Source organism: Promicromonospora sp. MS192, assembly GCF_049532985.1.
GTDB lineage: Bacteria > Actinomycetota > Actinomycetes > Actinomycetales > Cellulomonadaceae > Promicromonospora.
The window spans coordinates 5,808,325-5,831,209 of record NZ_CP186693.1 but is presented as its reverse complement, the minus strand read 5'-3'; the positions used below and the strand labels follow the sequence as shown (position 1 = coordinate 5,831,209).

The window sequence follows — 22,885 nt, the reverse complement described above, 5'->3', positions numbered from 1 at the left end:
GGGCCGCCTCAGCGCGGCACGGGCACGGAGGCCAGCACCGTGTCCAGCACGCCCTCGGCGGTGACGCCCTCCAGCTCGGCCTCGGCGCGCAGCTGCACGCGGTGCCGCAGCGTCGGGTGCGCCAGGGCCTTGATGTCGTCCGGCGTCACGAAGGAGCGCCCCGACAGCCAGGCCCACGCCCGCGCGGTGCGCAGCAGGGCCGTCGCGCCACGCGGCGAGACGCCGAGCGACAGCGACGGCGAGAACCGGGTCGCCCGGCACACGTCCACCGCGTACCCGAGCACCTCGCGCGACACCTGCACCTGGGACACCTCGGCGCGGGCCCGCGCCAGGATGCCGGCGTCGGCCACCGGCGTCACGCCGGCCGCGGCCAGGTCGCGGGGGTCGAAGCCGGCGGCGTGCCGCGCCAGCACCTCCACCTCCTGGTCCCGCTCGGGCAGCGGCAGCACGAGCTTGAGCAGGAACCGGTCGAGCTGCGCCTCGGGCAGGGCGTAGGTGCCCTCGTACTCGACGGGGTTCTGGGTGGCGATCACCAGGAACGGGTCGGGCAGCGGGCGCGGCGTGCCGTCCACCGAGACCTGCCGCTCCTCCATCGCCTCCAGCAGCGACGCCTGGGTCTTGGGAGGTGTGCGGTTGATCTCGTCCGCCAGCACCAGGTTGGTGAAGACGGGGCCCTCGCGGAAGGAGAACTCGGCGGTCCGCGCGTCGTACACGAGCGAACCCGTCACGTCGCCCGGCATGAGGTCCGGCGTGAACTGCACGCGCTTGGTGTCGAGCCGGAGCGCGGCCGCCAGGGTGCGCACCAGGAGCGTCTTGGCCACGCCCGGCACACCCTCCAGGAGCACGTGCCCCTGGCAGAGCAGGGCGATGAGCAGGCTGGTCACCGCGGCGTCCTGCCCGACGACGGCCTTGCCCACCTCCGTGCGGACGGCCGCCAGGGCGGCGCGGAGCTCCTGCGACGGGGCGGGCGGGGCGGTCGTCTCCCGCGGCTGCGCGGTGTCGAGGGCTGGCTGCTGGGGGAAGTCTGGTTCGGTCACGGGCGGTGGACCTCGCTCTCCAGGGTGTCGAGTCGGCGCGCGAGCTCGGCGAGCGCGGCGTCGTCAGCGGGGGGTGGACCGTAGAGCAGGTCTGCCACCTGCTGCGACGGGCGGTCGGTCGCGGCCACGACGGCATCGACCACGGTGTTGGCGTCGGACGAGCGGGCCAGGCCCAGCCGGGACGCGATCCGGTCGGCCGCGGAGGCGCGCAGCCCGGCGGCGGCATGCCCGCGGGCGCGCGCGGCGCGGTACAGGCGGGCCCGGCCGCGCGTGGCCTCGGCGGACCGGACCAGGACCGGGAGGTCCTCGACGACCAGGGGGCCCAGGCGGCGGGCACGCCACAGCGTGAGCAGCACGGCCGCGAGCACCACGACGAGGGCGACGGGCGCCGAGCCCGGCGGCATGAGCGCGTCGACCTGCCCGCGCTCGGCCGGCGTGGGCTCGTCGCCGACGGTGCTGACGTCCATCGGGTCGGGCACCAGCCACACCAGGTCCTCGTGCCCGCCGAGCATCCACAGCGCGAGGGCCGCGTTGCCGTCCTGGAGCACCGCGTCGTTACGGATCACCGTCGGGTCGCTGACCACGGTGACCGACCGGTCGGGGTAGTCCAGACGGGCGTAGGCGAACGCACCCACGCCGTCGGGCCAGCACAGCACGGGGCGTACGGTGCCGGAGCCGTCGGAGCTGTCGTACAGGCCCGGCCGGAGCCGGAGCGGGCCCGCCGCACGCGCGGCCGGGTCGGCGCACTCCGGGTCGACCGGACCGGTCGACTCGCCGTACGTCGAGTCGACCGAGCCCCGGGTCAGGCCCGCGAGCATGCTGTAGTCCGGCTGCAGCACCACGAGGTCGGCGCCCGTCCGGTTCAGCGCCGAGATCTGGTCCTCGGCGAAGAAGGACGGGTTGGGGGTGATCAGGAGCGTGCTGTCCGGGCCGGCGGCCGCGGAGGCCTCCGCCACGGTGGTCACGTGCGTCACGCGCACCCCCTGGTCCCGCAGCACCTCGGCGACCGCCATGGCGCCGCCCTGCTCCGGGTTGTCCGGGGCGTACGGGGCGGCGGACGTCGCCGGGCGCACCACGGCGAGGAACCCGACCAGGAGGGCGACGGCCACGAGCACCGTGAGCGGCCAGCGCGCGCGACGCCACCTGCGGGCGGCCCGTGACCGGCCGCTGGTGTCGTCACCGACGACCACGGGTGGCTCGTCGGCGGGGCCGGTCTGCACGGCGGGCACCGCGGGTGGTGTCGGGGGCGCGGGGGCGGGCAGGGTCATGCGGGGACCTCCGGCCGGGCCGCGGTGACCTCGGCGTCCAGGGCGCGCAGCGCCGCGTCGTCGTCGGCCGTCGCGACCCGGTCGCCGTACTCGACGCCGTCGAACACGTCGGCGCCCGCGCGCAGGCGGTCGGCCTGGGCGGCCAGCCGCGCGCCCGCGTCGGCGGCGGCCTCCTGGGCCGTGCGGCCCGGTCGTGGCTCGATGACCACCCGTTCCTCCAGGGAGCGCACGACGGCGCGGAAGCGCTCCACGACCGCGGTGCGCCAGTCGCCCGCCGCCGCCGCGGCGTCGGCCGACGCGCGCAGCTGGGCCGCCGTGCGCGTGTCCTCGGCACCGAGCACCTGCGCCGACCGCGTGCGCTCGCGCCCGAGCCGCACCGGGCCGGCCACCAGCCAGGCGATCAGCACGATGACCGCCACGACCACCACGACCACGATCCCGAGCTGCGCCCCGGACATCGACGCGTCCGGCCAGTCGATCTCGTCCAGGCGCTCGATGACCCAGTTGATCGCGCGCACGAGCAGGGACTCGCGCTCGGCGTACTCGGGCTTCTGGAGCTCGCTGCCGAGCAGCTCGCGAGCGGTGTCCCGGTCGGGGACGACGGGCAGGTCGGCCCTCATGTCACTTGTCCGCCACGGCCGCCGCGGCCTGCAGCTGCACGTCCAGCCCCTCGCGTCGCATCCGGGTGTCGATGTAGAGCAGGGCGGTCACACCGCCGAGGAACAGCACGCTCATGCCGCCGCTGACCACGTAGGTGATGCCGTAGCTGACGGCGAGGCCGACGTCGTTGGACTGCACCATGAACACGCTCATCAGCAGGCTCACCGGGATGGACACGATCTGGCCGATGACGCTGAGGATGATCGAGGTCAGCAGGTAGATGCCCAGCACCCGCCAGAACGTGCCGCGGGTGAGGCGCCAGGCCCGTGCCACCGTCGCCCAGAAGCCGCCGCCCTCGACCGCGAGGGCGGGCGCGGCGAGCAGGACGCGGGTGAACAGCCAGACGCCGCCCACCACCGCGGCCGCGAGCGCCAGGAAGATGCCGATCACGCCGAGCGTGACGTCGACCGCGAACAGCCCGGCGACCACGGCCACGAGCAGGGCGTAGGCCACGAGCCAGGCGAGCAGGCTCAGGAGCGAGAACCCGATGAGGTACCAGGCGCGCTTGCCGACACGTCGCCAGGCCTCGGACACGGTGATCTTGCGTCCGATCACCGACTCGCTCACCGAGACCGCCATGACGCCCATGGCGAGCGGTGTGGCGAGCAGGAGCAGCAAGCCGGTGCCGAGCATCGAGCCGTAGGTCACGCCGAGGACGTCCTGGGTGAACCCGAAGTCCTGCATGGTCGGGTCGCTCTCGACCTCGGCGAACAGCCCGCCGAACAGGTCGGTGAACCACGTGGTGAGCGGGATGCTGAGCAGAGTGCCGATCGCGACGGCCACGACCACGACGATCGCCGTCAGGCCGAGGGTGACGGCCGGGTTGTGCCGGACGGCGCCGAACGCGCCGTCGTACAGCTCCCCGAGGCTGAGGGGGCGCAGCGGGACGATGCCGGGCTTGTCGGCCGGGGGCCGGTAGCCGGGAACCTGGGCGGTGGGCGGGGAGTACTGCCCGTACTGGCTCTGGCCGTACTGCCCGGCCGCGGGCGTGCCCGGCGCGGTGCCGTACTGCGGGGTGCCGTACTGGGGCGCGGCAGGCGTCTGCGGGGCGGCCGGGTCGTACCCGGGCGCGTACTGCCCGTACCGCGGCGGCTCGCCCCAGCCCGTGGGCTGGGACCCGCCGGGCTGCGGCGGCGTGGGCTGCGCCGGCTGGTCGGGTGCGCTCTCGGGCGTCGTCATGGGGCCTGCTCCGGATGTCGTCTCGAGTCGTTCCTGCGCCGCAACCCTAGTACGCGCAACTGACAGCGGGCCGTGCGACCGGCACGGACGCCGGGGTCGTCACCCAGCCGTGACCACGGTGGCCCCGGACTCGTGCTCCGCGAGGTCACCGGTGGCGCCGGCCCGCACGGCGCGGCCGCCCAGCACGTACACGTAGGCCCAGAAGGCGGCGAGCACGATCGCGCCGATCACGATCTTGAGCCACCAGTACAGCTCCGAGCCGGTGACGAAGCCCTCGACGAGGCCCGACACGCCGAGTGCGACGGCGAGCCCGATGACCGTGGTGATCAGGGCGCGGCCCTCGGCGGCCAGGGCGACGGTGCGCCTGCGGTGGCCGGGGTCGATCAGCGTCCAGAAGAGCCGCAGGCCGGCCGCGCCCGCGACGAAGATGCAGGTGAGCTCCAGCAGCCCGTGCGGGGCGATGAGCGTGAGGAACAGGTCCAGCTCGTCGTGGGCCGCCATCATGCCGCCGGTGGCGCCCACCTGCACCGCGTTCTGCCAGAGCACGAGCAGCGTGAAGAAGCCGGTGATACCGCCCGCCACGGCCAGCGCGGCGATGCGCGCGTTGTTCGTCCACACCACACCGGCGAACTCGATGCCGGGGTCGTAGTAGGACGCGAACGCGTCGTTGACGTACTGCTCCTGCTGCGCCGGCGTCATCATGGCGTCGAGGGCGGCCGGGGTGGTGGCGACGTAGACCCCGGCGACGACGCCCACGAGCAGGCAGGCCGCCGTCACCGCGTGCGACCACCACCGGATCCGGTAGAACGCGGCGGGCAGCGACACCACCGCGAAGCGCACCACCTCGCGCCAGGCGGGTTCGTGCGCACCGGCGATCCGCGTGCGGGCGCGGTTCAGCACGTCGGACAGGCGGGTGACCAGCGCCGGGTCGGGCGCGGTGGACCGGACGGTCGACAGGTGCGTGGCCACCGACTGGTACAGGCGCACCAGCTCGTCGGACTCGGCGCCGTCCAGACGGCGCCGGCTGGAGAGCTCCTTGAGCCGGTCCCACTCGGCAGCGTGCACGGCGGTGAAGGCGTCGATGTCCACGACGGTAGTCTGCCGCACAGGAGTCACGACCCATCGCACCCCGACCGGAGGACCCGTGCAGGACGGCATCGTCATCGGCGAGGGCGTGGTGCTGGACGCGCGCCCGGCGTCGTTCATCACGCGCGCCATGGGCGCCATGCTCGACTTCCTCGTCATCGGCGTCGTCGTCTTCGTCCTGCTGGTCGTCGGTGGCATCTGGTTCCTGGAGACCGCGACGGCGAGCCAGGACGTGGCGCTCATCGTCTACTCGGTGGCCAGCGCCGTGATCGTGGTGGGCGTGCCGGTGACCGTCGAGACGCTGACGCGCGGCCGGTCGGTCGGCAAGCTCGCGTGCGGCATCCGCGTGGTGCGCGACGACGGCGGCCCGGTGCGGTTCCGGCACGCGCTGGTCCGCGCGCTGATCGGCGTGTTCGAGCTGTGGATGACGTTCGGCGGCATCGCCGCGATCGTCTCCCTGTCCAACGCCAAGGGCAAGCGGCTGGGCGACCTCGCCGCCGGCACCTACGCGGTGCGGGTGCGGGGCGGCAAGCCGCCGTCGGCCCCCGTGGTGATGCCGCAGTCGCTGGCCGCGTGGGCGCACACCGCCGACATGCGCCGGCTGCCGGACGGGCTGGCGCTGGCCGCCCGCCAGCTCCTGGGGCGCGCGGCGCGTCTCGCGCCCGAGTCCCGGGCGCGGCTGGCCGACGACCTCGCCGGCCGGGTGGAGCCGTACGTCGCCCCCGGGCCGCCGCCCGGGACGCACCCGGAGGCCTTCCTGCACGCCGTGCTCGCCGAGCGCCGGGAACGGGAGCTCGCCGCCGGCCAGCGGGAGCGCCGCCGGGCCGAGGAGCAGGCCGAGCTGCTGCACCGGCTCCCGTTCGCGGTGGCGGACCCGCCGCGCTGATCCCCGTCCCGACGACTCCCCGCCCGACCGTCTGCCCGGCCGACCGTCCGGGTCAGGCCCGTGGTACCGGGACCCGGCCGCGGGGGCGCAGGGCGTCACCGGCGCGCACCAGACCGGACTGGACCGCCCGGCGCAGCCGGGCCGACGTCGGGCGCTCGACGCCGTAGTGGATGGCGACCGCCAGGACCAGGCTCAGGGCCCCGGCCGCGAACAGCGCGACGGTCCGCGTGGTCTCGTGCGCCAGCACGTCGATCACCGCGTACCCGAACTGCGTGTGCACCAGGTACACGGGGTAGGTGAGCGCGCCGACCGTGCCGAGCACCGCCGTCACCCGCCGGGGCGGTGCCGTGCGGCCCCGCAGCGTCGTGGCCCAGACGGCGGCCACGCTCGCCAGGAGCACCAGCACCGTGACGACAGGGCTGACCGGTACGCCCTGGAGGTCGGAGGCACGTCCGGCGGCGTCCAGCACGCGCAGCACGCACAGCACCAGCCCGCCGGCGAGCAGCACGCTGGTGACCATGTCGAACCCGTCACGGTAGGCGAGGAACAGCAGCATGCCGACGGCGAAGTAGGGCGCGTAGTCCGGCACGAGCCACTCCGCGAGCCAGCGTGCGCCCGCCTCCTGCGCGGCCCAGCCCGCGAGCGGCCACAGCGCCGCGAAGGCCAGCACCCGGTTGCGCGTGAGCGGGCCGAACGCGAGCACCACCAGCACCAGCAGGTAGAACTTGAGCTCCACGAGCAGGGTCCAGAAGACCACCTGCACGCCCGTCACCTCGAACAGGTCCTGCACCATCGTCAGGTTGACCAGGGTCTCCACCAGCGTGGTCTGCCGCCCTCCGGACCAGAACTGCTGCAGCCCCGCGGTCAGCACGATGCACGCCCAGTAGGCCGGGAACAGGCGGCCCACGCGCGAGGCCACGAACCCGGCGACGCCGCGGCCGTCCGCGCTGAGCAGGATGACGAACCCGGAGATCATGAAGAACAGCTCGACGCCCAGCCAGCCGTACCGGGTGACCTCGTTGAGCAGCGGGAAGGCGTGGACCGGGTCGGCACCCCAGTAGCTGGTCACGGTCGAGGTGGCCGTGAAGTGGTAGAGCAGCACCGCCGCCGCGGCGGCGAAGCGCAGGCCGTCCATGGCCACGAGCCGCCCGGAGCTCTTCCGGCCCGGGCCACCCGTGCCCGCGGTCGCGTCGGGCAGGCTGGGTGAAATGTCTGGGCGGGTCATCGCCGCCGACCCTAGATCACGAAACGGTAACGGTCAAAAATCACCCTACCAGCAGTGCCAGAAGCGTCTTGGCCGAAGCGTCCCAGTCGTAGCCCGCAGCACGGAGCCGAGCGGCCGCGGACCGCTCGGCCCAGGTTGCCGGATCGTCGAGCGCCCGGACGGCGGCGACGTACCCGTCGACGTCGTCCGGGTCCACGTACGCGCCCGCAGACCCGCCCACCTCGCGGAACACCGGGATGTCGCTGACGACCAACGGCGTGCCCAGCGCCATCGCCTCCACGAGCGGCAGGCCGAATCCCTCGTCGCGGGAACCGGACACGAGAGCCGTGGCACTGCGCAGCACTTCTTGATAGGTCTCGTCGGACGCCCCGTCGTGAAACACGAGCACGCCCTCCCCCGCCAGCTCCGACAGCCGCGCACGCTGCTCGTCGCTGACAGGGCTCATGAGGTGCAGCTCCCAGCCGGGCAGACGGGCCATGGCACGCGCCAGCAGCTCGACGTTCTTGTACGGCATGAAGGAACCCATGTAGACCAGCGACCGGTTCCGTTCCCCTCGAGGCAGGTCCGGCACCGGGTCGGGCGCGTTCGGCACCACCGTCACCGGGCGGCGGGTCAGCCGGTACCGAGCGATCAGGTCACGCGTGGTCTCCGAGACGGTGACCACGGCGTCGGCACGGTTGAGCAGCACGCGCTGGGGCCACCAGGCCAGGTGAAAGGCCCGCCACAGCAGGCGCACCGGGGCCGGCAGGTTCCGCGGAGGTGTGGGGTGCCGGTAGTAGATGAGGTCGTGCAGGGTCAGCACCACCCGGTAGTCCCGTCCCCAGGTGCCCATGGTCTGCATGGGGCTGAAGACCACGTCAGCACCCGTACGGCGAACCTGCCGAGCCACGAACGGTTCCCGCCAGCTCGTCGGAGCACTGACGAGGTGCCACGGAAGCCCCGCCGGGAGATGTTCGAGCTGGCGCTCGTCACTGGCGAGCACCTCAAGGGGGTGGAGCCTTGCCAGCGCGGTCACGATGCCGGCGGTGTAGCGACTGATCCCGTCGTGCCGACCGACCCGTAGGTAACGGCAGTCGACCACGATCTTCATCCGATCTTCCTTCACTGTTCATCCCGGCTGTCGGTGGCCTGGATGCCTGCGAGAAATCCGGCGGTCTCCCGGGCCACCACAGCGGGCGCCTCGTAGTGCGCCAGGTGCCCGATCCTCGGGATCACGGCCAACCTGGCGTCGGGGAGCGACGCCGCGAGGACACGCTGGGACGGTAGCGGCGCGACGTCGTCGTTCTCGGACGCAACCAGCAGAGTTGGCGCGCTGATGCGGCTGGCGTAGGCCGAGACGTCGGTCCCCACAGAGGCATGGAACGCCTCCAGCAGCGTGCGACGGTCGGCAAAACCGGAGAAGTACCGGTCGTGCTCGGCATGGATCCACCGGCGCAGGACCGGGTCCTTCGAGGTGACCATCGCGAGGCTCGCCACCCGGGTGAACAACGGGTGACGCAGCAGCCCGGTCCCGATCCGTTCCGGGAGCGCCGCGGCCATCCGGTGCACGCCCACGGTGACGGCACTCATCGCCCGCCGCGGTCCGTCCAGCGCGGCCGTCGCTATGGGGTTGACCAGCACGAGCCCGCGGACGGGCGAGCCGTCCGACGGGTCGCCGTCCACCGCACCCGCCACCGTCGCGGCTGCAACGATCGACCCGAACGAGTGGCCGGCAAGCACGACATCACCCGCCGGCGCGACGAGGGCGAGCAGCTCGGCTGTCCATGCCGCGTAGCCGGCGACGTCGTGCACGCCGTCGGGCAGCGGTGACGACGCCCCGAAACCAGGAAGATCAGGAACCCATACCTGCAGGTCAGGGCACTCTTTTACGAGATGCGCCACGATCGGCTCCAGCCCGTGGTGGTCCCCTCGCAGACCGTGCAGGAACACGAGCCTGCGGGATGCGGCAGGACCCCCGTACACCCGGATGTGAGCGCGCACGCCGCGGACCTCCAGGTCCCCGTCGCGCGCAGGTGTGGCCGCGACGAGAGCCGCGTACGGTGCCTTCTGCGGGGAACCGGCCGGCACCAGGAGTTCCCGCCCGGTCGCGGGAGTCGCCCCCTGCGGTGACGCGGCGCTGTCGCGCGGATGCGTGTCGGTGTTCATCACGACGACCCTAAGCAGTCGAGGGACCGTCACGGGACAGGTGCGCGAAAGATGGGGGTAAACCCCCATGTGTTTACGGGGGGAATCCTGGTGGCGGAGAAGGGCGTCCTTACGCCACCGTTGTCCCATGCAAGCCATAGCGGTCGCCCTCGCCGTGCTCGGCGCCGCCCTGTTCGCCGGGGCCGCGGTCCTGCAGCACCGCGAGGTGGCCGACCTCTACGGAGAGCCGTTCCACCGCGAGCGCGTCCTGTCGCTGCGCCGCCTCGGTCGTATCGTGCGCCGACCTGGCTGGATCGCCGGGTTCGGACTCGCGGCGAGCGGCACGGTGGTCCATGCCCTGGCCCTGGTCCTCGCCCCGCTCCGGCTCGTCCAGCCGATCGGTGTGCTCGCGGTGCCCGTGGCCGTGCTTCTCTCCTCGCTCCGAGCTCGGCGAGCACCCGGTCGCAGCGTGCTGATGGGCGTGGCCCTGACCATGGCCGGGGTCGCAGTCTTCGTTGCCGCCTCGGTCAGCGCCGGCTCGGGCACTCCGCCGCCGCCCGGCTCCACGTTGCCGACGATCGTGATCGTCGGCGGTGCCGTGCTCGCCCTCGGTGCGGGCGGCCTGGCGATCGGCGGATGGCTGCGCTGCATCGCCTGCGCCACAGCCGGAGCCACCGCGTTCGGCCTGGTCTCCGCCCTGATGCGGGTGATCTTCCAGGAACTTGGTACGGGCACCCCCTGGCACGACCCTCAGGTGCTGGGCACGGCGGCATGCGCCGTGGCGGCACTGGTCCTCGGCGGGTGGCTCGTCCAGCAGGCCTACCCCGCCGGCCCGCCCGAGGTGGTGGTCGCCTGCCTGACCGTCGTCGACCCGATCGTCGCCGTGCTGCTCGGCGCACTGCTCCTCGGCGAGGGGGCCGACACGTCCGTCGGCACCTGGTTCCTCCTCGGCGGGGCGGCGCTGGCCGCGGCCGCCGGGGTCCTCGTCCTTGCCCGGCTCCACCCCGACGCCGTCGCGGCCCGCGCGGCGCGTAGCAACCCTTCGAGACTTCCCGAACCATCGAGAGGTACAGCACAGTGAACCTGCCTGGTACTCCCCGCACGATCTTGATCGGCGCCGATACCTACCCGCCTGCCGTGAACGGTGCCGCCCGGTTCGCCGGCAGCCTGGCCGCGGGTCTGGCCGGCCGTGGGTACGACGTGCACGTGGTGGCTCCGTCCCCGACGGGCAAGCCGGTGCGCGAGGTACGCGACGGCGTCGTCCTGCACGGGCTGCGGTCGAGCCGGTACCCGTCGCACCACAACCTGCAGATCTCTCTGCCGTGGGAGACGCGCCGCGCGGTCGCGGAGATCCTCGACGAGGTACGACCGGACGTGGTGCACACCAACGGCAGCTTCATCGTGGGCCGAGCCCTGGTCGACGCCGCACACCGCGTGGGGCTGCCGATCGTGGCCACCAACCACCTGATGCCCGAGAACCTCGTGGGCTACCTGCTGGTGCCGGGCTCGATGCACCGCACGGTGGGCCGCTGGCTCTGGCAGGACATCGGCCGCGTCTACGCCAAGGCCGACGTGGTCACCGCCCCCACGCCACGCGCGGTGGACCTGCTCGCGCAGCATGCAGGCCTGAGCCACGCCATCCCGGTGTCCAACGGCATCGACACCGAGCGGTACACGACCACGGTCCGTGAGGGACGCACGGAGCCGACCGTGCTGTTCGTCGGTCGCCTGGACCAGGAGAAGCGGGTCGACGAGATCATCCGCGCCTTCGCGCTGCTGCCCCCGGACCTGCCCGGCCGCCTGGAGATCATCGGTACCGGCGCCAAGGCCGACGAGTGGGCCGCGCTCGCCGCCGACTCCGGAGTCGCGGGGCGCGTCCGGTTCCGCGGGTACGTGCCCGACGACGAGCTGCTCACCGCCTACTCCGACGCCGACGTGTTCTGCATGCCGGGCGTCGCCGAGCTGCAGAGCCTCGTCACCCTGGAAGCCATGGCCTCGGGCCTGCCCGTGGTGGCCGCCGACGCGATGGCTCTGCCGCACCTCGTACGCCCTGGTGTCAACGGCTGGCTCTACACCCCGGGTGACGTGCGCGAACTGGCGAACCGGCTGGGCGACCTGCTCGCCGACGCCGGCCTGCGCCATCGCATGGGCGCCGCGAGCCGCGAGCTCGTCGCCGCACACGCCGTGGACGGCACGCTGGACGCGTTCGCCGAGATCTACGAGAAGGTCCACGCGACGCGCGCCACCACGGCGGCCGCCTGACCGGTCAGCGCCTCCTGTGTGTCGGGCTCCCCGATCACTCCCGCGGCTGAGAGCCCGACACACACCGCGCCGTCCGGCGGAGATCAGCCCCCGAACACCGGCGCCACCGCCTTGATCAGCTCGTTCCCGCCCAGGACCAGGAACATCGCCGCCACCAGCACCAGGATCACGTTGACCCACCAGCGGTTGCGCCACTGCGCCGGCACGGCCTTCGAGTTCATGAGGAACAGGAGCGTCAGCGCCAGGAACGGCATGAACAGGGAGCCGAGCGCGCCGTAGAGCACGACGAGCAGGATCGGCTTGTCCAGGAACAGCAGCAGCATCGGCGGGAACGTGAGCCACAGGATGTACCAGCGGTAGTAGGTGCCGCCCGCGCCCCGGCGGCGGTCGTCGGCGGGCAGGTTGCGCATGGTGGCCACGAAGTCGGCGAACATGAGCGACACGCCGTGCCAGACCCCGATCACCGACGAGAACGTCGCCGCGAAGAAGCCCACCAGGAACAGCGGCGCCATGAACGCGCCGTACCGCTGGGCCAGCACGTCCGCGACGTCGACCAGCCCCTGCTCGCCGTCGGCCACGGCCAGGCCGGCCGAGTACAGCAGCTCCGAGCCCACGATCAGCATGGAGATCACGAAGACGCCGGACATCACGTACGCCCAGGCGTTGTCGAGGCGCATCACGCGCATCCACCGTGGCGTGTCCCAGCCCTTCTCGGTGAGCCAGTAGCCGTAGGCGGCCAGGGTGATCGTGCCGCCGACGCCGCCCGCGAGGCCGAGCGTGTTCAGCACGGCACCCTCCGGGATGATCGGCACGAGGCCGGCCGCGATCTCACCCAGGTTGGGCGTGGTCAGCACCGCCGAGCCCACGACGGTCACGAACATGACGCCGATGAGGACCGCCATGACGTTCTCGAACTGCTTGTACTTGCCGAACCAGACCAGCAGCAGGCCGGCCACGCCGGCCAGCATGGCCCAGTACCGCACCTCGACCCCGGGGAACAGCCCGTTCAGCGCCAGGCCCACGCCGGACATCGCCGCCGCGCCGTAGCTGAAGCCCCACACCACCACGTAGACGCCGAAGTAGACGACGGCCCACAGGCCGAGCGACTTCCAGCCGTCGAAGATGGTGCGCCCCGTCGCGAGCGTCCAGCGGCCCGCACCCTCGACCAGCGCGATCTTCACGACGACGCCGAGGATCACCGCCCACAGCAGCGCGTACCCGTAGTTGCTGCCGGCGACCATGGTGGCGACGAGGTCACCGGCGCCGATGCCGGTCGCCGCCACGACGAGGCCGGGACCGATGATCCGCCAGCGAGGCTTCTCGACCGCACCCTCGTACCCGGCCTGAGCCGTCGCCTCCGTGCCGCCTTGGCGCAAAGTGACCTCATTGTCCTTTTCCATGGCGTGACTCTACCCAGAGGATTCACCCGCCGGAAAGCCTGCGCCCGGCCGCGTCACGAGGGCGTGGACCGTGTCACCGAGGTTTAACAGGACTGCAACACATTGCATACACACAGTTGGATCAGCGAGTGATTGTATGCAATCGTCCCTGTCAGACCCGGATTGGATTCTCCCAGTGCGCACTCCTCCGCCGCGGCTGCGCGGCCCGCTCGCCCCCGCCGCCGGTCTCCTGGCCGCGGCCCTCGTCCTGTCCGGGTGCCAGGAGGTGCAGACCAGCACCGGACCCGCCCAGGAGACGACCGACGTCACCGGCACCTCGCTGGAAGGCCGCACGATCACCGAGGGCGGCGACCTCGTCATGGCGCTGTCCGCCGAGCCCGACGTGCTCGACCCCACGACCTCCTCGTCGCTCTACACGCGCTACGTCATGGAGACGATGTGCGAGAAGCTCTACGACATCGACGAGGCGGGCGAGATCGTCCCGATGCTGGCCACGGAGCTCCCCGAGGTCTCGCAGGACGGTCTCACGGTCACGTTCCCGCTCAAGGAGGGCGTGCAGTTCGCCGACGGCACCCCCTTCGACGCCGACGCCGTCAAGACCTCGATCGAGCGCCACCTCACCAAGGAGGACTCGTCCCGGCGCAGCGAGCTCGGCCCCATCACCGAGGTGACGGCCGTGGACGAGCACACCGTCGAGATCGACTACGAGACGCCGTTCGCCCCGCTCACCGCGGTCCTGGCCGACCGGGCCGGCATGATCATGTCGCCCACGGAGCTGGAGAAGGCCGGCGACGACTTCGGCGAGCACCCCGTGTGCGTGGGCGCCTTCAAGTTCGTCGAGCGCGTGCCCCAGACGTCCATCACCGTCGAGCGCGACCCCCTGTACTACGACGCCAAGAACGTGCACCTGGACTCGATCACCTACCGCATCATCACGGACGCGAGCATCCGCGCCGCGAACCTGCGCTCCGGCGACGTGCAGGTGGCCGACACGATCTCGACCCAGGACCTCGGCGAGCTGGAGAACGACGAGAACGTCGGGCTCCTGGAGGTCGGCTCGCTGGGCTACCAGGCGATGACGGTCAACGTGGGCAACACCGACGGCGTCGGCAACCCGCCCGGCCAGATCGACACGCCGATCGCCACGGACCCGCGCGTGCGCCAGGCGCTGTCGATGGCGGTGGACCGCGAGCAGCTCGTGAAGTCGGTCTTCAACGACCGGTTCGACCCGGCCTGCTCCCCCATCTCCCCCGCGTCGCCGTTCAGCACCGACGCGAGCGAGGCCTGCCCGGAGCACGACCCCGAGGGCGCCAGGGCGCTCCTGGAGGAGGCGGGCGTGGAGGTGCCGTACGAGATCGAGATGAAGGTGACCAACACCCCCGACACCCTGCGCCTCGCGCAGGCCGTCCAGGCGTCGGTGGCCGACGGCGGCTTCGAGCTGACGATCGTGCCCGTCGAGTACTCCTCGCTGCTGGAGGTCCAGGAGCAGGGCGACTTCGACCTGCTGCAGCTCGGCTGGTCGGGCCGCGTGGACCCGCACGGCAACATGTACAACTTCCTGTCCACGGGCGCCGGCAACAACTACTCCGGGTACAGCAACCCCGAGGTCGACGACCTGCTCACCGAGGCGGCCACCGTGATCGACCCGGCCGAGCGCGCCGACCTGTACGGGCAGGTCGTCACCCAGGTCCAGGAGGACGCCCCGATCATCTACCTCTACCGGACGCGCAACCTGACCGGCCACGCCGACGAGGTCGCGGGCATCTCCACCTACGCCGACGGCGTGGTGCGGCTCAGCCACGCCGCGTTCGTCGAGGCAGGCGAAGGCTGAGGATGCGTCGTTACCTCCTCGTCCGCCTCGGCCAGTCGGCGGTCACGCTCCTGCTGGCGTCGATGGTCATCTTCCTGGGCGTGCGCCTGCTGCCCGGCGACCCCGCGCTCGCGATGGCGGGCGAGGAGGCCACGCCGGAACGGCTCGCGATGATCCGCGCCGACCTGGGCCTGGACCAGCCGGTCTGGGTGCAGTACGGGAGGTTCCTCGCCGAGGTCGCCTCGGGCGACCTCGGCGAGTCCACCCGTACCGGAGCCTCGGTCGCCGACATGATCGGTGCCACGCTGCCCGTGACCCTCTGGCTGTCCCTGTACGCGATCGTCGTCGCCGTCGTGACCGGCGTCGCGCTCGGTCTGCTCGCGGAGCGCTACCGCGGGCGCTGGCCCGAGTGGATGGCGAACGCAGCGGCCCTGACCAGCCTGTCCGTGCCCAACTTCTGGCTCGGCATGCTCGCCATCCTGTACCTGTGCGTGGGCCTGGGGCTGTTCCCGGCGTCGGGCTACGTGCCGTTGACGCAGGACCCGCTGGGCTGGCTGCTGCACCTCACCTTGCCCGCCCTGATCCTCGGCACCGGGCTGGCCGCCGTCATCATGCGGCAGACCCGCGCGTCCATGATCGAGGCCATGCGCACCGACTACGTGCGCACCGCCCGCGCCAAGGGCCTGGGCCGCTCCCGGGTGCTGCTGCGGTACGGGCTGCGCAACTCCCTGATCGTCGTGGTGACGATCGCCGGGCTCCAGCTCGGCGGGCTCATCTCCGGGGCCGTGGTGACCGAGCAGATCTTCGCCCTGCCCGGCTTCGGCAAGCTCACGCTCGACGCCGTCTTCCAGCGTGACTACCCGGTCATCCAGGCCGTCGTCGTGCTCACCACGGTGGGATACGTGCTGGTCAACCTGGCCGTGGACGTCCTGTACTCCGTCATCGACCCCCGGATCCGGGTGGGAGGCCGCTCATGACCGTCATCGAGCACAGCGATCTCGCGCCCGAGCCGGCGCCCGCCGTCGTCGGCCCGCGACGCCTGCTGTCCCGGCTGCGCACGCCGCAGGCGATCACGGGCGCCGCGATGCTCGCCGTCGTCGTGCTGGCCGGGCTGCTCGCGCCCCTGCTGGCGCCGCACGGACCCGCCGAGGTGCACTTCGACGCACCGTTCCAGGTGCCCGGCACGGTGGGTTACGCGCTCGGCACCGACGACCTGGGCCGCGACATCCTGTCCCGGATGATGTACGGCATCCGGGCCTCGCTCATGGTGGGGGTCGTGGCGGTGGGCCTCGCCGTCGTCGTCGGCACGCCGCTCGGGCTGGCCGCCGGGTACTGGCGGTGGCTGGACGGGCCCGTCTCCCGCCTGACCGACGTGACCCTGGCGTTCCCGTTCCTCATCCTCGCGGTGGGGCTGGCCGCCATCAACGGGCCGAGCCTGGCCGGGGCCGCGATCTCGCTCGGCATCGCGCAGGTGCCCACCATGGTGCGCGTGGTGCGGGCGGAGACGCTGCGGCTGGCGGAGAGCCCGTTCGTGCTGGCCGCCACCGCGATGGACGCGTCCGGTCCCCGGATCCTGGCCCAGCACATCCTGCCCAACTGCCTGTCCGCGATCATCGTCCAGGCCACGGTCATCATGCCGACGGCGGTGCTGGGCGAGGCCGTGCTCTCGTTCCTGGGGCTCGGCATCCAGCCGCCCACGCCGAGCCTGGGCATCATGCTCTCGGACGCGCAGCAGTACCTGGGCCGCGCGCCCACCGCGGCGCTGTTCCCCGGTCTCGCGATCGTGGCGCTGTGCCTCGGCTTCAACCTCCTCGGGGACGCCCTGCGCGACGCCCTCGACCCGACCACCGACCGTAAGTGAGCGTCATGACGTCCTTCACCCCGCCCGCAGCCGCCGCCACCCGACCCGACCTCAAGGGCACCTTCGGGATGGTGGGGTCCACGCACTGGATCGCCACGGCGAGCGCCCAGGCCGTCCTGGAGCGCGGCGGCAACGCCTTCGACGCCGCGGTCGCGGGCGCCTTCGTGCTCCATGTCGTGGAGCCGCACCTGAACGGGCCCGGCGGTGACATGACCGGCGTCTTCGTGACGGCGGACGAGCCGGCGCACCCGCGGGTGCTGGTGGGCCAGGGCCCGGCCCCCGCCGGCGCGACCATCGAGCACTACCGGTCCGAGGGCCTCGACCTGGTGCCCGGCTCGGGGGCGCTGGCCGCGGCGGTGCCGGGCAGCGTGGACGCCTGGCTGCTGCTCCTGCGCGACCACGGCACGTGGAACCTGGGCGACGTGCTGGCCTACGCGATTGGGTACGCCCGCGACGGGCACCCGGTGCTCGGCCGGGTCAGCGCGACCGTCGCCCTGGTCGCCGACCTGTTCCGCGACCACTGGCCCACCTCGGCCGCCCGCTGGCTGCCCGACGGCGAGGTACCCGCCCCGGGAACGATCGTCACCAACCCGGAGTACGCCGACCTGCTGGACGCCGTGGTCGCCGCCGGTTCCGGGGCCACGGACCGGGCCGAGGCCATCGACCTGGCGCGCGCCGCCTGGCGCGAGCGCGTGGGCGCGGCCGTCGAGGAGTTCGTCGCCACGCCGCACCGGCACGCCGACGGCGCCGACCACGCGGGCGTCCTGACCGCCGCTGACGTGGCGGCGTTCGAGGCGTCCTACGAGGACGCGACCACCGTGACCTTCCGCGGGTACACGATCGCCAAGACCGGCGCGTGGGGCCAGGGCCCCGCGCTGCTGGCCACGCTGAAGATCCTGGAGGGGATGGACGACGCCGCCCTGGACCCGTCCACGGAGCTCGGCGCCCACACGGTCCTGGAGGCGCAGAAGCTCGCGATGGCCGACCGCGACGTCTGGTACGGCGACCCGGCGGCCGACGACGTGCCGTTGACATACCTGCTGAGCGAGGAGTACGCGGCGCGGCGCCGGGCGCTGATCGCGGACACCGCGAGCCACGAGGTGCGTCCGGGTGACGTGCCGGGCCGCCCGACGCCGCCCGTGCCGGTGCTGCGCACCGAGTACGCCACGAGCGCGCCTGCCGGGTCGCTGCCGGGTGCGCCGGGCGGCGGGGCGGCCGCAGGAGTGGGCGAGCCGACGGTGGAGGTCTCGACGGGCCCGGCCCGCGGCACGGAGCCCGACTCCCCCGAGCACACCGGCGCCACCCGCGGCGACACCTGTCACATCGACGTCGTGGACCGCTGGGGCAACATGGTCTCGGCCACGCCGTCGGGCGGCTGGCTGCAGTCCTCCCCCACGGTGCCCGGCCTCGGCTTCTGCCTGGGCACGCGGCTCCAGATGACGTGGCTGGACGAGGCGTCGCCGTCGGCCCTGACGCCCGGGCGGCGGCCGCGCACCACGCTGACGCCCACGCTCGTGCTGCGCGACGGCGAGCCGCTGATCGCGCTCGGCTCCCCCGGCGGCGACCAGCAGGACCAGTGGCAGCTCCTGTTCCTGCTCCGCGTGCTGGTGGGCGGGTACACGCCACAGCAGGCGATCGACGCGCCCGCCCTGCACACGACGTCGTTCCCCGGTTCCTTCTGGCCCCGCACGTGGACGCCGGGCGGCGCCGTGGTCGAGGACCGGCTGGGCGACGACGTCATCGCGGGCCTGGAGCGCCGCGGCCACGTCGTGACCCGCGCCGGGGACTGGGCGCTCGGCCGCCTGTCCGCCGTCACGCGGGACCCCGCCACCGGCCTCCTGGGGGCCGCCGCCAACCCGAGAGGGGCACAGGGCTATGCCGCAGGACGTTGACGCCGTACCGCTCCTGTCCGTCCGCGGACTGAACGTGTCCTACGGCGACACGCCGGTCGTGCGTGACGTCGACCTCGACGTCGCGCGCGGCGAGCGGGTGGCGATCGTGGGCCAGTCCGGCTCGGGCAAGTCCACGGTGGTCGCCGCGCTCCTGCGGCTGCTGCCCGGTGCGGGCCGCATCACGGGCGGCACGATCCAGCTCGACGGCGAGGACCTCGCCGCGGCCGGCGAGGCGCGCATGCGCGCCGTCCGCGGCAGCCGGATCGCGCTGGTGCCGCAGGACCCGGGGACCAACCTCAACCCGGCCATGCGCGTAGGCGACCAGGTGGCCGACGCGCTGCGGGCCGACGGCCTGCGGGGCGCCGCCGTGCGCCGGCGCGTGGTCGAGCTGCTCGACGAGGCCGGCGTGCCCGAGCCGGAGCGGCGTGCCCGGCAGTTCCCGCACGAGTTCTCCGGCGGCATGCGGCAGCGGGTGCTCATCGCGACGGCGCTCGCGCGCGCCCCGGAGCTGCTGCTGGCGGACGAGCCGACCTCCGCCCTGGACGTCACCGTGCAGCGGCGCATCCTCGACCACCTGGTGGCGCTCGCCGAGGCGCACGGCACGGCGATGGTGCTGGTCACGCACGACCTGGGGCTGGCCGCCGACCGCGCGGACCGGGTGATCGTCATGCTCGACGGGCGGATCGTCGAGCAGGGCACGCCCGAGCAGGTGCTGCGTGCCCCGCAGCACGAGTACACCCGGCGGCTCGTCGCCGCGGCGCCCGCCGTCGTCGCCCGCACCGAGGAGCGGACGGCGCCGGCCGGGGGCGTGGGCGACCGGGGCGAGGACGACGCCGTGGTCACCGTGCGCGACCTGGTCAAGGAGTACCGGGTGCGCGGGCGCGGCGGAGTGCTGCGCGCCGCCGACCACGTGACGTTCGCGGTACCCCGCGGCGGCACGACGGCACTGGTGGGCGAGTCGGGCTCGGGCAAGACGACCGTCTCACGCATCCTGCTCGGCCTGGAGACGCCGACCTCGGGCGAGGCCCTGGTGCACGTGCGGGGCGCCGAGGGGCGCAGCATCGTCGGGGCGTCGCGCGCGCAGCGGCGGGAGCTGCGGCGCCGGGTGCAGCCGGTCTTCCAGGACCCGTACGCGTCGCTCGACCCGACGCACACCGTGGAGCGGGTGATCGACGAGCCCCTGCGGATCTTCGGCATCGGGGACCGGGCGTCCCGCGCGACGCGGGTCGCCGAGCTGCTGGACCAGGTGGCGCTGCCGCGCGACGTCGCCCAGCGGCACCCGGGCGCGCTGTCCGGAGGGCAGCGCCAGCGGGTGGCCATCGCGCGCGCGCTGGCCCCCGGGCCGGAGCTGCTGGTGCTCGACGAGGCCGTCTCGGCGCTCGACGTGCTGGTCCAGGAGCAGATCCTGGACCTGCTGGCTGACCTGCAGGAACGGCTCGGCGTGTCGTACCTGTTCATCAGCCACGACCTCGCGGTGGTGCGCGGCATAGCGGATAATGTGGTGGTACTGCGGCAAGGCCGCGTCGAGGAGCAGGGGTCCGTCGACGACGTGTTCCACGCACCGCGTGCCGACTACACCCGAGACCTGCTAGGAGCCATCCCCGGTGCCGCCTTCGCCCGATGAGCCCGCGCTCGCCGTCCCTGCCGAACCTGCCGGGCCCGCCGGGCCCGTGAGGCCGGTGTCGGTCCAGGACGCGATCCGGCGCGACATCATCGCGGGCGTGCTGACGCCCGGCGCCCGGGTCACCGAGGCCTCGCTGGCGCAGCGCTACGACGTCTCCCGGGTCCCGGTCCGGGAGGCGCTGCGGGGGCTGGAGAGCGAGGGGTTCATCGACTCCCGCCCGCACGTCGGTTCCCGGGTCGCGCCCATCCCGGCGGGCGACGCCGACGACCTCTTCGCGGTGCGCGAGGCGCTGGAGGTGGCCACCGCACGCGGCGCCGCCCGCCGGGCGGCGGCGCTGTACTCGGGCGACGAGAGCCCCGAGGACTGGTGGCGCATCCGCCGGGAGATCGCCGGCCTGCTCGACGCCGGGGACGCGCACGTGGCAGCCGACGACCTGGACCCGCTGGTCGCGATCAACGACCAGATCCACATCGCGATCTCCGAGCTCAGCGGCAGCGCCACCCTGACGCGGCTGCTGCGCCAGCTCTCGTGGAAGATCGAGTGGCTCTACGCCGCGGACATGCAGTCACGGGGCAAGCGCCTCTGGCCCGACCACCGCGTGATCGTGGGCGCCATCGACGCCGGCGACGGCGAGCGAGCCGCCGAGCTCATGGCCGCGCACGTGCGGGAGTCCCGCATCGGGTACCTGCTGCGGTACGGCGTCACGACGCCGAGCTCCGACCCCGAGGTGGCGGCCGAGGTGGCCCGGCGGTCAGCGACCGCCTGACCGGCTCAGCCCGAACATCCGCCGGGGCGCGAGCGACCGCAGCAGGGCGTCGAGCGCCGGGCCGTCCCGTTCCACGTCGAACACGTAGTCCGCGTGGAACGGGTTGTAGGCCGTGCCGTCCTCGCCCTCACCGGGGGGCACGGGGTCGCACCAGAAGTAGTGCAGGTCGCCCCCGTACAGGGCCGCGATGTGGTACTCGTTCGTGGCCCAGTAGCTCTTCGAGGCCAGCACGACGCGCGTGGCCGGGCCCGCCGAGAACACCGTGTTGATCAGTCCCGAGCCGGCGTACCCGGCGATCGTGGTCACGGTCGAGAACAGCCGGGCCTGGTCGGGCAGCGTGAGGTCCTCGGGGTAGACCACCGTGAAGCCGGCCTTGCGGAACCGCCGCTCCACCTCGTCGCCGTTGAGGCAGCGCCGGCGCGCCGCGGCCCGCCGCGAGACGAAGACCCGCTGCGGCAGGGGTGCGTCCCCGGCCCTCGGCAGCAGACCGGCCACCACCCGCGCCCAGACGTCGCGCGCCACCGGGCTGAGGAACCGCGGCTGCTGGAACGCCTGGGTCGCCGTGACCAGCCGCTCGGCACGGACCGGGCCGGTGATCACGTGGACCCGTTCAGGACCGATGCCGAACGCCGCCAGGAGCTCGTACGTGTAGCCGGGCACCTCGCCGGTCTCCGTGCTCGGGCTGAGGAGCACCTTGAGGTCGGGGTACTCGGCCAGCGCCGCGTCCCAGGCCCACAGCTTGGACAGGTCGTGCGTGATGACGTGCCCGTAGTGGCCGGGCACCTGGTTGTCCAGGTGGTAGTAGGTGCCCGGCAGGTCTGCGGGCGCGCCGTCGTCCGCCTCGAGCGCGGAGAAGTCGGGGCCGTGGTACCGCATGCCGAACGTCTTGCGCGCCGGCTGCCAGGGCAGGAAGTAGGACGTGGGCAGCAGCAGCCGTTCCAGCACCGCGACCTGCTGCGGGACCACCAGCACGTCGTCGTAGGCCGTGCAGGTGAGCTCGCCCACCTCGATGGTCCCGCTCAGCCGTTCGGCGGCGAGCCCGGCGTCGCTGGACCAGACCGTCGACGCCGACTCGTGCCGCTCCGGCGCGACGCGCGCGATCACCCGCGGTTCGACGCCCCGGGCCGCGAGCGCCGCCCGGGTGTCGTCCACGCCGAGCTTGATCACGTGCTCCCCGCTCTTGCGCAGCACGAGCAGCTCCTCGTCGATGGCGACGCCCGCCAGCGCGCGCCCGAGGCCCAGCTCGAGGGCCGTGCTCAGGGCGCGCCGCCGGGGCGCCGGCAGGGCCCGGCGGCGGGCGAGCTCGCGGACCTCGTCGACCAGGTCGCCGTCCTCGGGCCGGTGCCCGGGCTCCTGGCGCGTGACGTACCGGCCGCCGTCGGCCAGGGTGAGGAACGCGCGGTGGAACGTGGCGCGCACGGCCTCCGGACGGCCTGCGCGCAGGTCGACGACCAGGTCGGCCGGCACCAGGCCGGCGAGGGCGAGCAGCACGTCGTGGTCGTCGTCGAACCGCAGCAGACCGAAGGCCGGGTTCCGCACGTCGGGCAGCCACCCCTCGGACAGGACCGTGAGGTCCGCACCGGGGTAGCGCTCCCGGACGCGGCGGCCCAGGACGACCGGGCGGTCGTCGCAGATCAGGACGAGGGTGCGGACCTCCGTGGGGGCGGCTGCTCGTTCCAGGGTGTCGAGCAGCCGGCGGGTGACGGCCGGCTGCTCGCGCTCCGAGCCGGTTTCGGGATCGCTCATCGGTACCTTCGGGCAGGGGACGCCGGACCGGGCTCGGCCGGCCCGCCCATCGTCCGTCG

The 22,885-nt window shown here is 73.3% G+C and carries 19 protein-coding genes; 9 read left to right on the top strand and 10 right to left on the bottom strand.

The genetic code is table 11. The annotated features are described in order from the left end of the window. Window positions 1–8: 8 nt before the first annotated feature. The 5 genes from ACO229_RS26060 to ACO229_RS26040 form a co-directional block, all read right to left on the bottom strand. On the bottom strand, window positions 9–938 hold the full coding sequence (locus ACO229_RS26060) for an AAA family ATPase (protein WP_397415190.1): 930 nt from the start codon (window positions 936–938) through the stop codon (window positions 9–11). A 95-nt stretch (window positions 939–1,033) separates the two neighbouring features. Then, window positions 1,034–2,305: a DUF4350 domain-containing protein gene (locus tag ACO229_RS26055; protein WP_423463228.1), complete on the bottom strand. Its 1,272-nt coding sequence runs from the start codon at window positions 2,303–2,305 to the stop codon at window positions 1,034–1,036. Further along, a complete protein-coding gene (locus ACO229_RS26050; protein WP_397432912.1) occupies window positions 2,302–2,925 on the bottom strand; it encodes a DUF4129 domain-containing protein in 624 nt (207 codons plus the stop codon). The genes ACO229_RS26055 and ACO229_RS26050 overlap by 4 nt, the downstream gene beginning before the upstream one ends. 1 nt (window position 2,926) lies before the next feature. Beyond that, window positions 2,927–4,144 carry a DUF7544 domain-containing protein gene (locus ACO229_RS26045; RefSeq protein WP_397432913.1) on the bottom strand — a complete coding sequence of 406 codons (1,218 nt, stop codon included), beginning with the start codon at window positions 4,142–4,144 and terminating at the stop codon, window positions 2,927–2,929. Between the two features lie 99 nt (window positions 4,145–4,243). Beyond that, the gene (locus tag ACO229_RS26040; RefSeq protein WP_423463227.1) at window positions 4,244–5,233 is read right to left on the bottom strand and encodes a stage II sporulation protein M; all 990 of its coding nucleotides are present in this window, start codon (window positions 5,231–5,233) and stop codon (window positions 4,244–4,246) included. A 55-nt stretch (window positions 5,234–5,288) separates the two neighbouring features. Here ACO229_RS26040 and ACO229_RS26035 point away from each other — a divergent pair, with 55 nt between their 5' ends. Beyond that, entirely contained in the window at window positions 5,289–6,116 is an 828-nt protein-coding gene (locus tag ACO229_RS26035) for an RDD family protein (RefSeq protein ID WP_397432914.1), read from the top strand. A 52-nt stretch (window positions 6,117–6,168) separates the two neighbouring features. Here the strand turns inward: ACO229_RS26035 and ACO229_RS26030 are convergent, their stop codons facing one another. From ACO229_RS26030 to ACO229_RS26020, 3 genes are read right to left on the bottom strand one after another with little or no spacing between them, the layout of a single operon-like run. After that, the gene (locus ACO229_RS26030; protein WP_423463226.1) at window positions 6,169–7,341 is read right to left on the bottom strand and encodes an acyltransferase family protein; all 1,173 of its coding nucleotides are present in this window, start codon (window positions 7,339–7,341) and stop codon (window positions 6,169–6,171) included. Between the two features lie 40 nt (window positions 7,342–7,381). Beyond that, window positions 7,382–8,431, bottom strand: coding sequence for a glycosyltransferase family 4 protein (locus ACO229_RS26025; RefSeq protein WP_423463225.1), 1,050 nt, complete (start codon window positions 8,429–8,431; stop codon window positions 7,382–7,384). Between the two features lie 11 nt (window positions 8,432–8,442). Continuing rightward, window positions 8,443–9,486, bottom strand: coding sequence for an alpha/beta fold hydrolase (locus tag ACO229_RS26020; protein WP_423463224.1), 1,044 nt, complete (start codon window positions 9,484–9,486; stop codon window positions 8,443–8,445). A gap of 127 nt (window positions 9,487–9,613) precedes the next feature. Between ACO229_RS26020 and ACO229_RS26015 the strand changes: the two genes are divergently transcribed. Both ACO229_RS26015 and ACO229_RS26010 read left to right on the top strand, forming a co-directional pair. Further along, window positions 9,614–10,546 (top strand): hypothetical protein, encoded by a 933-nt coding sequence (locus tag ACO229_RS26015; RefSeq protein WP_423463223.1) that lies wholly within the window; start codon window positions 9,614–9,616, stop codon window positions 10,544–10,546. Further along, window positions 10,543–11,727: a glycosyltransferase gene (locus tag ACO229_RS26010; protein WP_423463222.1), complete on the top strand. Its 1,185-nt coding sequence runs from the start codon at window positions 10,543–10,545 to the stop codon at window positions 11,725–11,727. Before ACO229_RS26015 ends, ACO229_RS26010 begins: the two co-directional genes overlap by 4 nt. Before the next feature lie 83 nt (window positions 11,728–11,810). Here ACO229_RS26010 and ACO229_RS26005 read toward each other — a convergent pair whose 3' ends face one another. Continuing rightward, window positions 11,811–13,127 (bottom strand): Nramp family divalent metal transporter, encoded by a 1,317-nt coding sequence (locus ACO229_RS26005; RefSeq protein ID WP_423463221.1) that lies wholly within the window; start codon window positions 13,125–13,127, stop codon window positions 11,811–11,813. 175 nt (window positions 13,128–13,302) lie between these two features. Here ACO229_RS26005 and ACO229_RS26000 point away from each other — a divergent pair, with 175 nt between their 5' ends. Genes ACO229_RS26000 through ACO229_RS25975 form a run of 6 tightly spaced genes read left to right on the top strand, consistent with a single transcriptional unit; the run spans window position 13,303 to window position 21,080 of the window. Next, entirely contained in the window at window positions 13,303–14,958 is a 1,656-nt protein-coding gene (locus ACO229_RS26000; protein ID WP_423463220.1) for an ABC transporter substrate-binding protein, read from the top strand. 2 nt (window positions 14,959–14,960) lie between these two features. Next, window positions 14,961–15,914 carry an ABC transporter permease gene (locus ACO229_RS25995; RefSeq protein ID WP_423463219.1) on the top strand — a complete coding sequence of 318 codons (954 nt, stop codon included), beginning with the start codon at window positions 14,961–14,963 and terminating at the stop codon, window positions 15,912–15,914. Then, window positions 15,911–16,798, top strand: coding sequence for an ABC transporter permease (locus tag ACO229_RS25990; RefSeq protein WP_397414876.1), 888 nt, complete (start codon window positions 15,911–15,913; stop codon window positions 16,796–16,798). Before ACO229_RS25995 ends, ACO229_RS25990 begins: the two co-directional genes overlap by 4 nt. A 5-nt stretch (window positions 16,799–16,803) precedes the next feature. Continuing rightward, window positions 16,804–18,690 (top strand): gamma-glutamyltransferase family protein, encoded by a 1,887-nt coding sequence (locus tag ACO229_RS25985; protein WP_423463218.1) that lies wholly within the window; start codon window positions 16,804–16,806, stop codon window positions 18,688–18,690. Continuing rightward, window positions 18,674–20,314 (top strand): dipeptide ABC transporter ATP-binding protein, encoded by a 1,641-nt coding sequence (locus ACO229_RS25980; protein WP_423463217.1) that lies wholly within the window; start codon window positions 18,674–18,676, stop codon window positions 20,312–20,314. Before ACO229_RS25985 ends, ACO229_RS25980 begins: the two co-directional genes overlap by 17 nt. Further along, complete coding sequence (locus tag ACO229_RS25975; protein WP_397432928.1) at window positions 20,295–21,080, top strand: GntR family transcriptional regulator; 786 nt, start codon at window positions 20,295–20,297, stop codon at window positions 21,078–21,080. The genes ACO229_RS25980 and ACO229_RS25975 overlap by 20 nt, the downstream gene beginning before the upstream one ends. On the opposite strand, the gene ACO229_RS25970 is transcribed toward ACO229_RS25975, so the two are convergent. Continuing rightward, a complete protein-coding gene (locus ACO229_RS25970) occupies window positions 21,066–22,826 on the bottom strand; it encodes a glycosyltransferase family 61 protein (protein WP_423463216.1) in 1,761 nt (586 codons plus the stop codon). The two genes, ACO229_RS25975 and ACO229_RS25970, sit on opposite strands and share 15 nt — an antisense overlap. Between the last annotated feature and the right edge of the window lie 59 nt (window positions 22,827–22,885).

Bases quoted from the DNA above. Each gene is read 5' to 3' on its own strand.
- ACO229_RS26055 (WP_423463228.1), bottom strand. From the start codon at position 2,305: ATGACCCTGCCCGCCCCCGCGCCCCCGACACCACCCGCGGTGCCCGCC.
- ACO229_RS26050 (WP_397432912.1), bottom strand. From the start codon at position 2,925: ATGAGGGCCGACCTGCCCGTCGTCCCCGACCGGGACACCGCTCGCGAG.
- ACO229_RS26045 (WP_397432913.1), bottom strand. From the start codon at position 4,144: ATGACGACGCCCGAGAGCGCACCCGACCAGCCGGCGCAGCCCACGCCG.
- ACO229_RS26030 (WP_423463226.1), bottom strand. From the start codon at position 7,341: ATGACCCGCCCAGACATTTCACCCAGCCTGCCCGACGCGACCGCGGGC.
- ACO229_RS26025 (WP_423463225.1), bottom strand. From the start codon at position 8,431: ATGAAGATCGTGGTCGACTGCCGTTACCTACGGGTCGGTCGGCACGAC.
- ACO229_RS26020 (WP_423463224.1), bottom strand. From the start codon at position 9,486: ATGAACACCGACACGCATCCGCGCGACAGCGCCGCGTCACCGCAGGGG.
- ACO229_RS26015 (WP_423463223.1), top strand. From the start codon at position 9,614: ATGCAAGCCATAGCGGTCGCCCTCGCCGTGCTCGGCGCCGCCCTGTTC.
- ACO229_RS26005 (WP_423463221.1), bottom strand. From the start codon at position 13,127: ATGGAAAAGGACAATGAGGTCACTTTGCGCCAAGGCGGCACGGAGGCG.
- ACO229_RS25995 (WP_423463219.1), top strand. From the start codon at position 14,961: ATGCGTCGTTACCTCCTCGTCCGCCTCGGCCAGTCGGCGGTCACGCTC.
- ACO229_RS25990 (WP_397414876.1), top strand. From the start codon at position 15,911: ATGACCGTCATCGAGCACAGCGATCTCGCGCCCGAGCCGGCGCCCGCC.
- ACO229_RS25985 (WP_423463218.1), top strand. From the start codon at position 16,804: ATGACGTCCTTCACCCCGCCCGCAGCCGCCGCCACCCGACCCGACCTC.
- ACO229_RS25980 (WP_423463217.1), top strand. From the start codon at position 18,674: ATGCCGCAGGACGTTGACGCCGTACCGCTCCTGTCCGTCCGCGGACTG.
- ACO229_RS25970 (WP_423463216.1), bottom strand. From the start codon at position 22,826: ATGAGCGATCCCGAAACCGGCTCGGAGCGCGAGCAGCCGGCCGTCACC.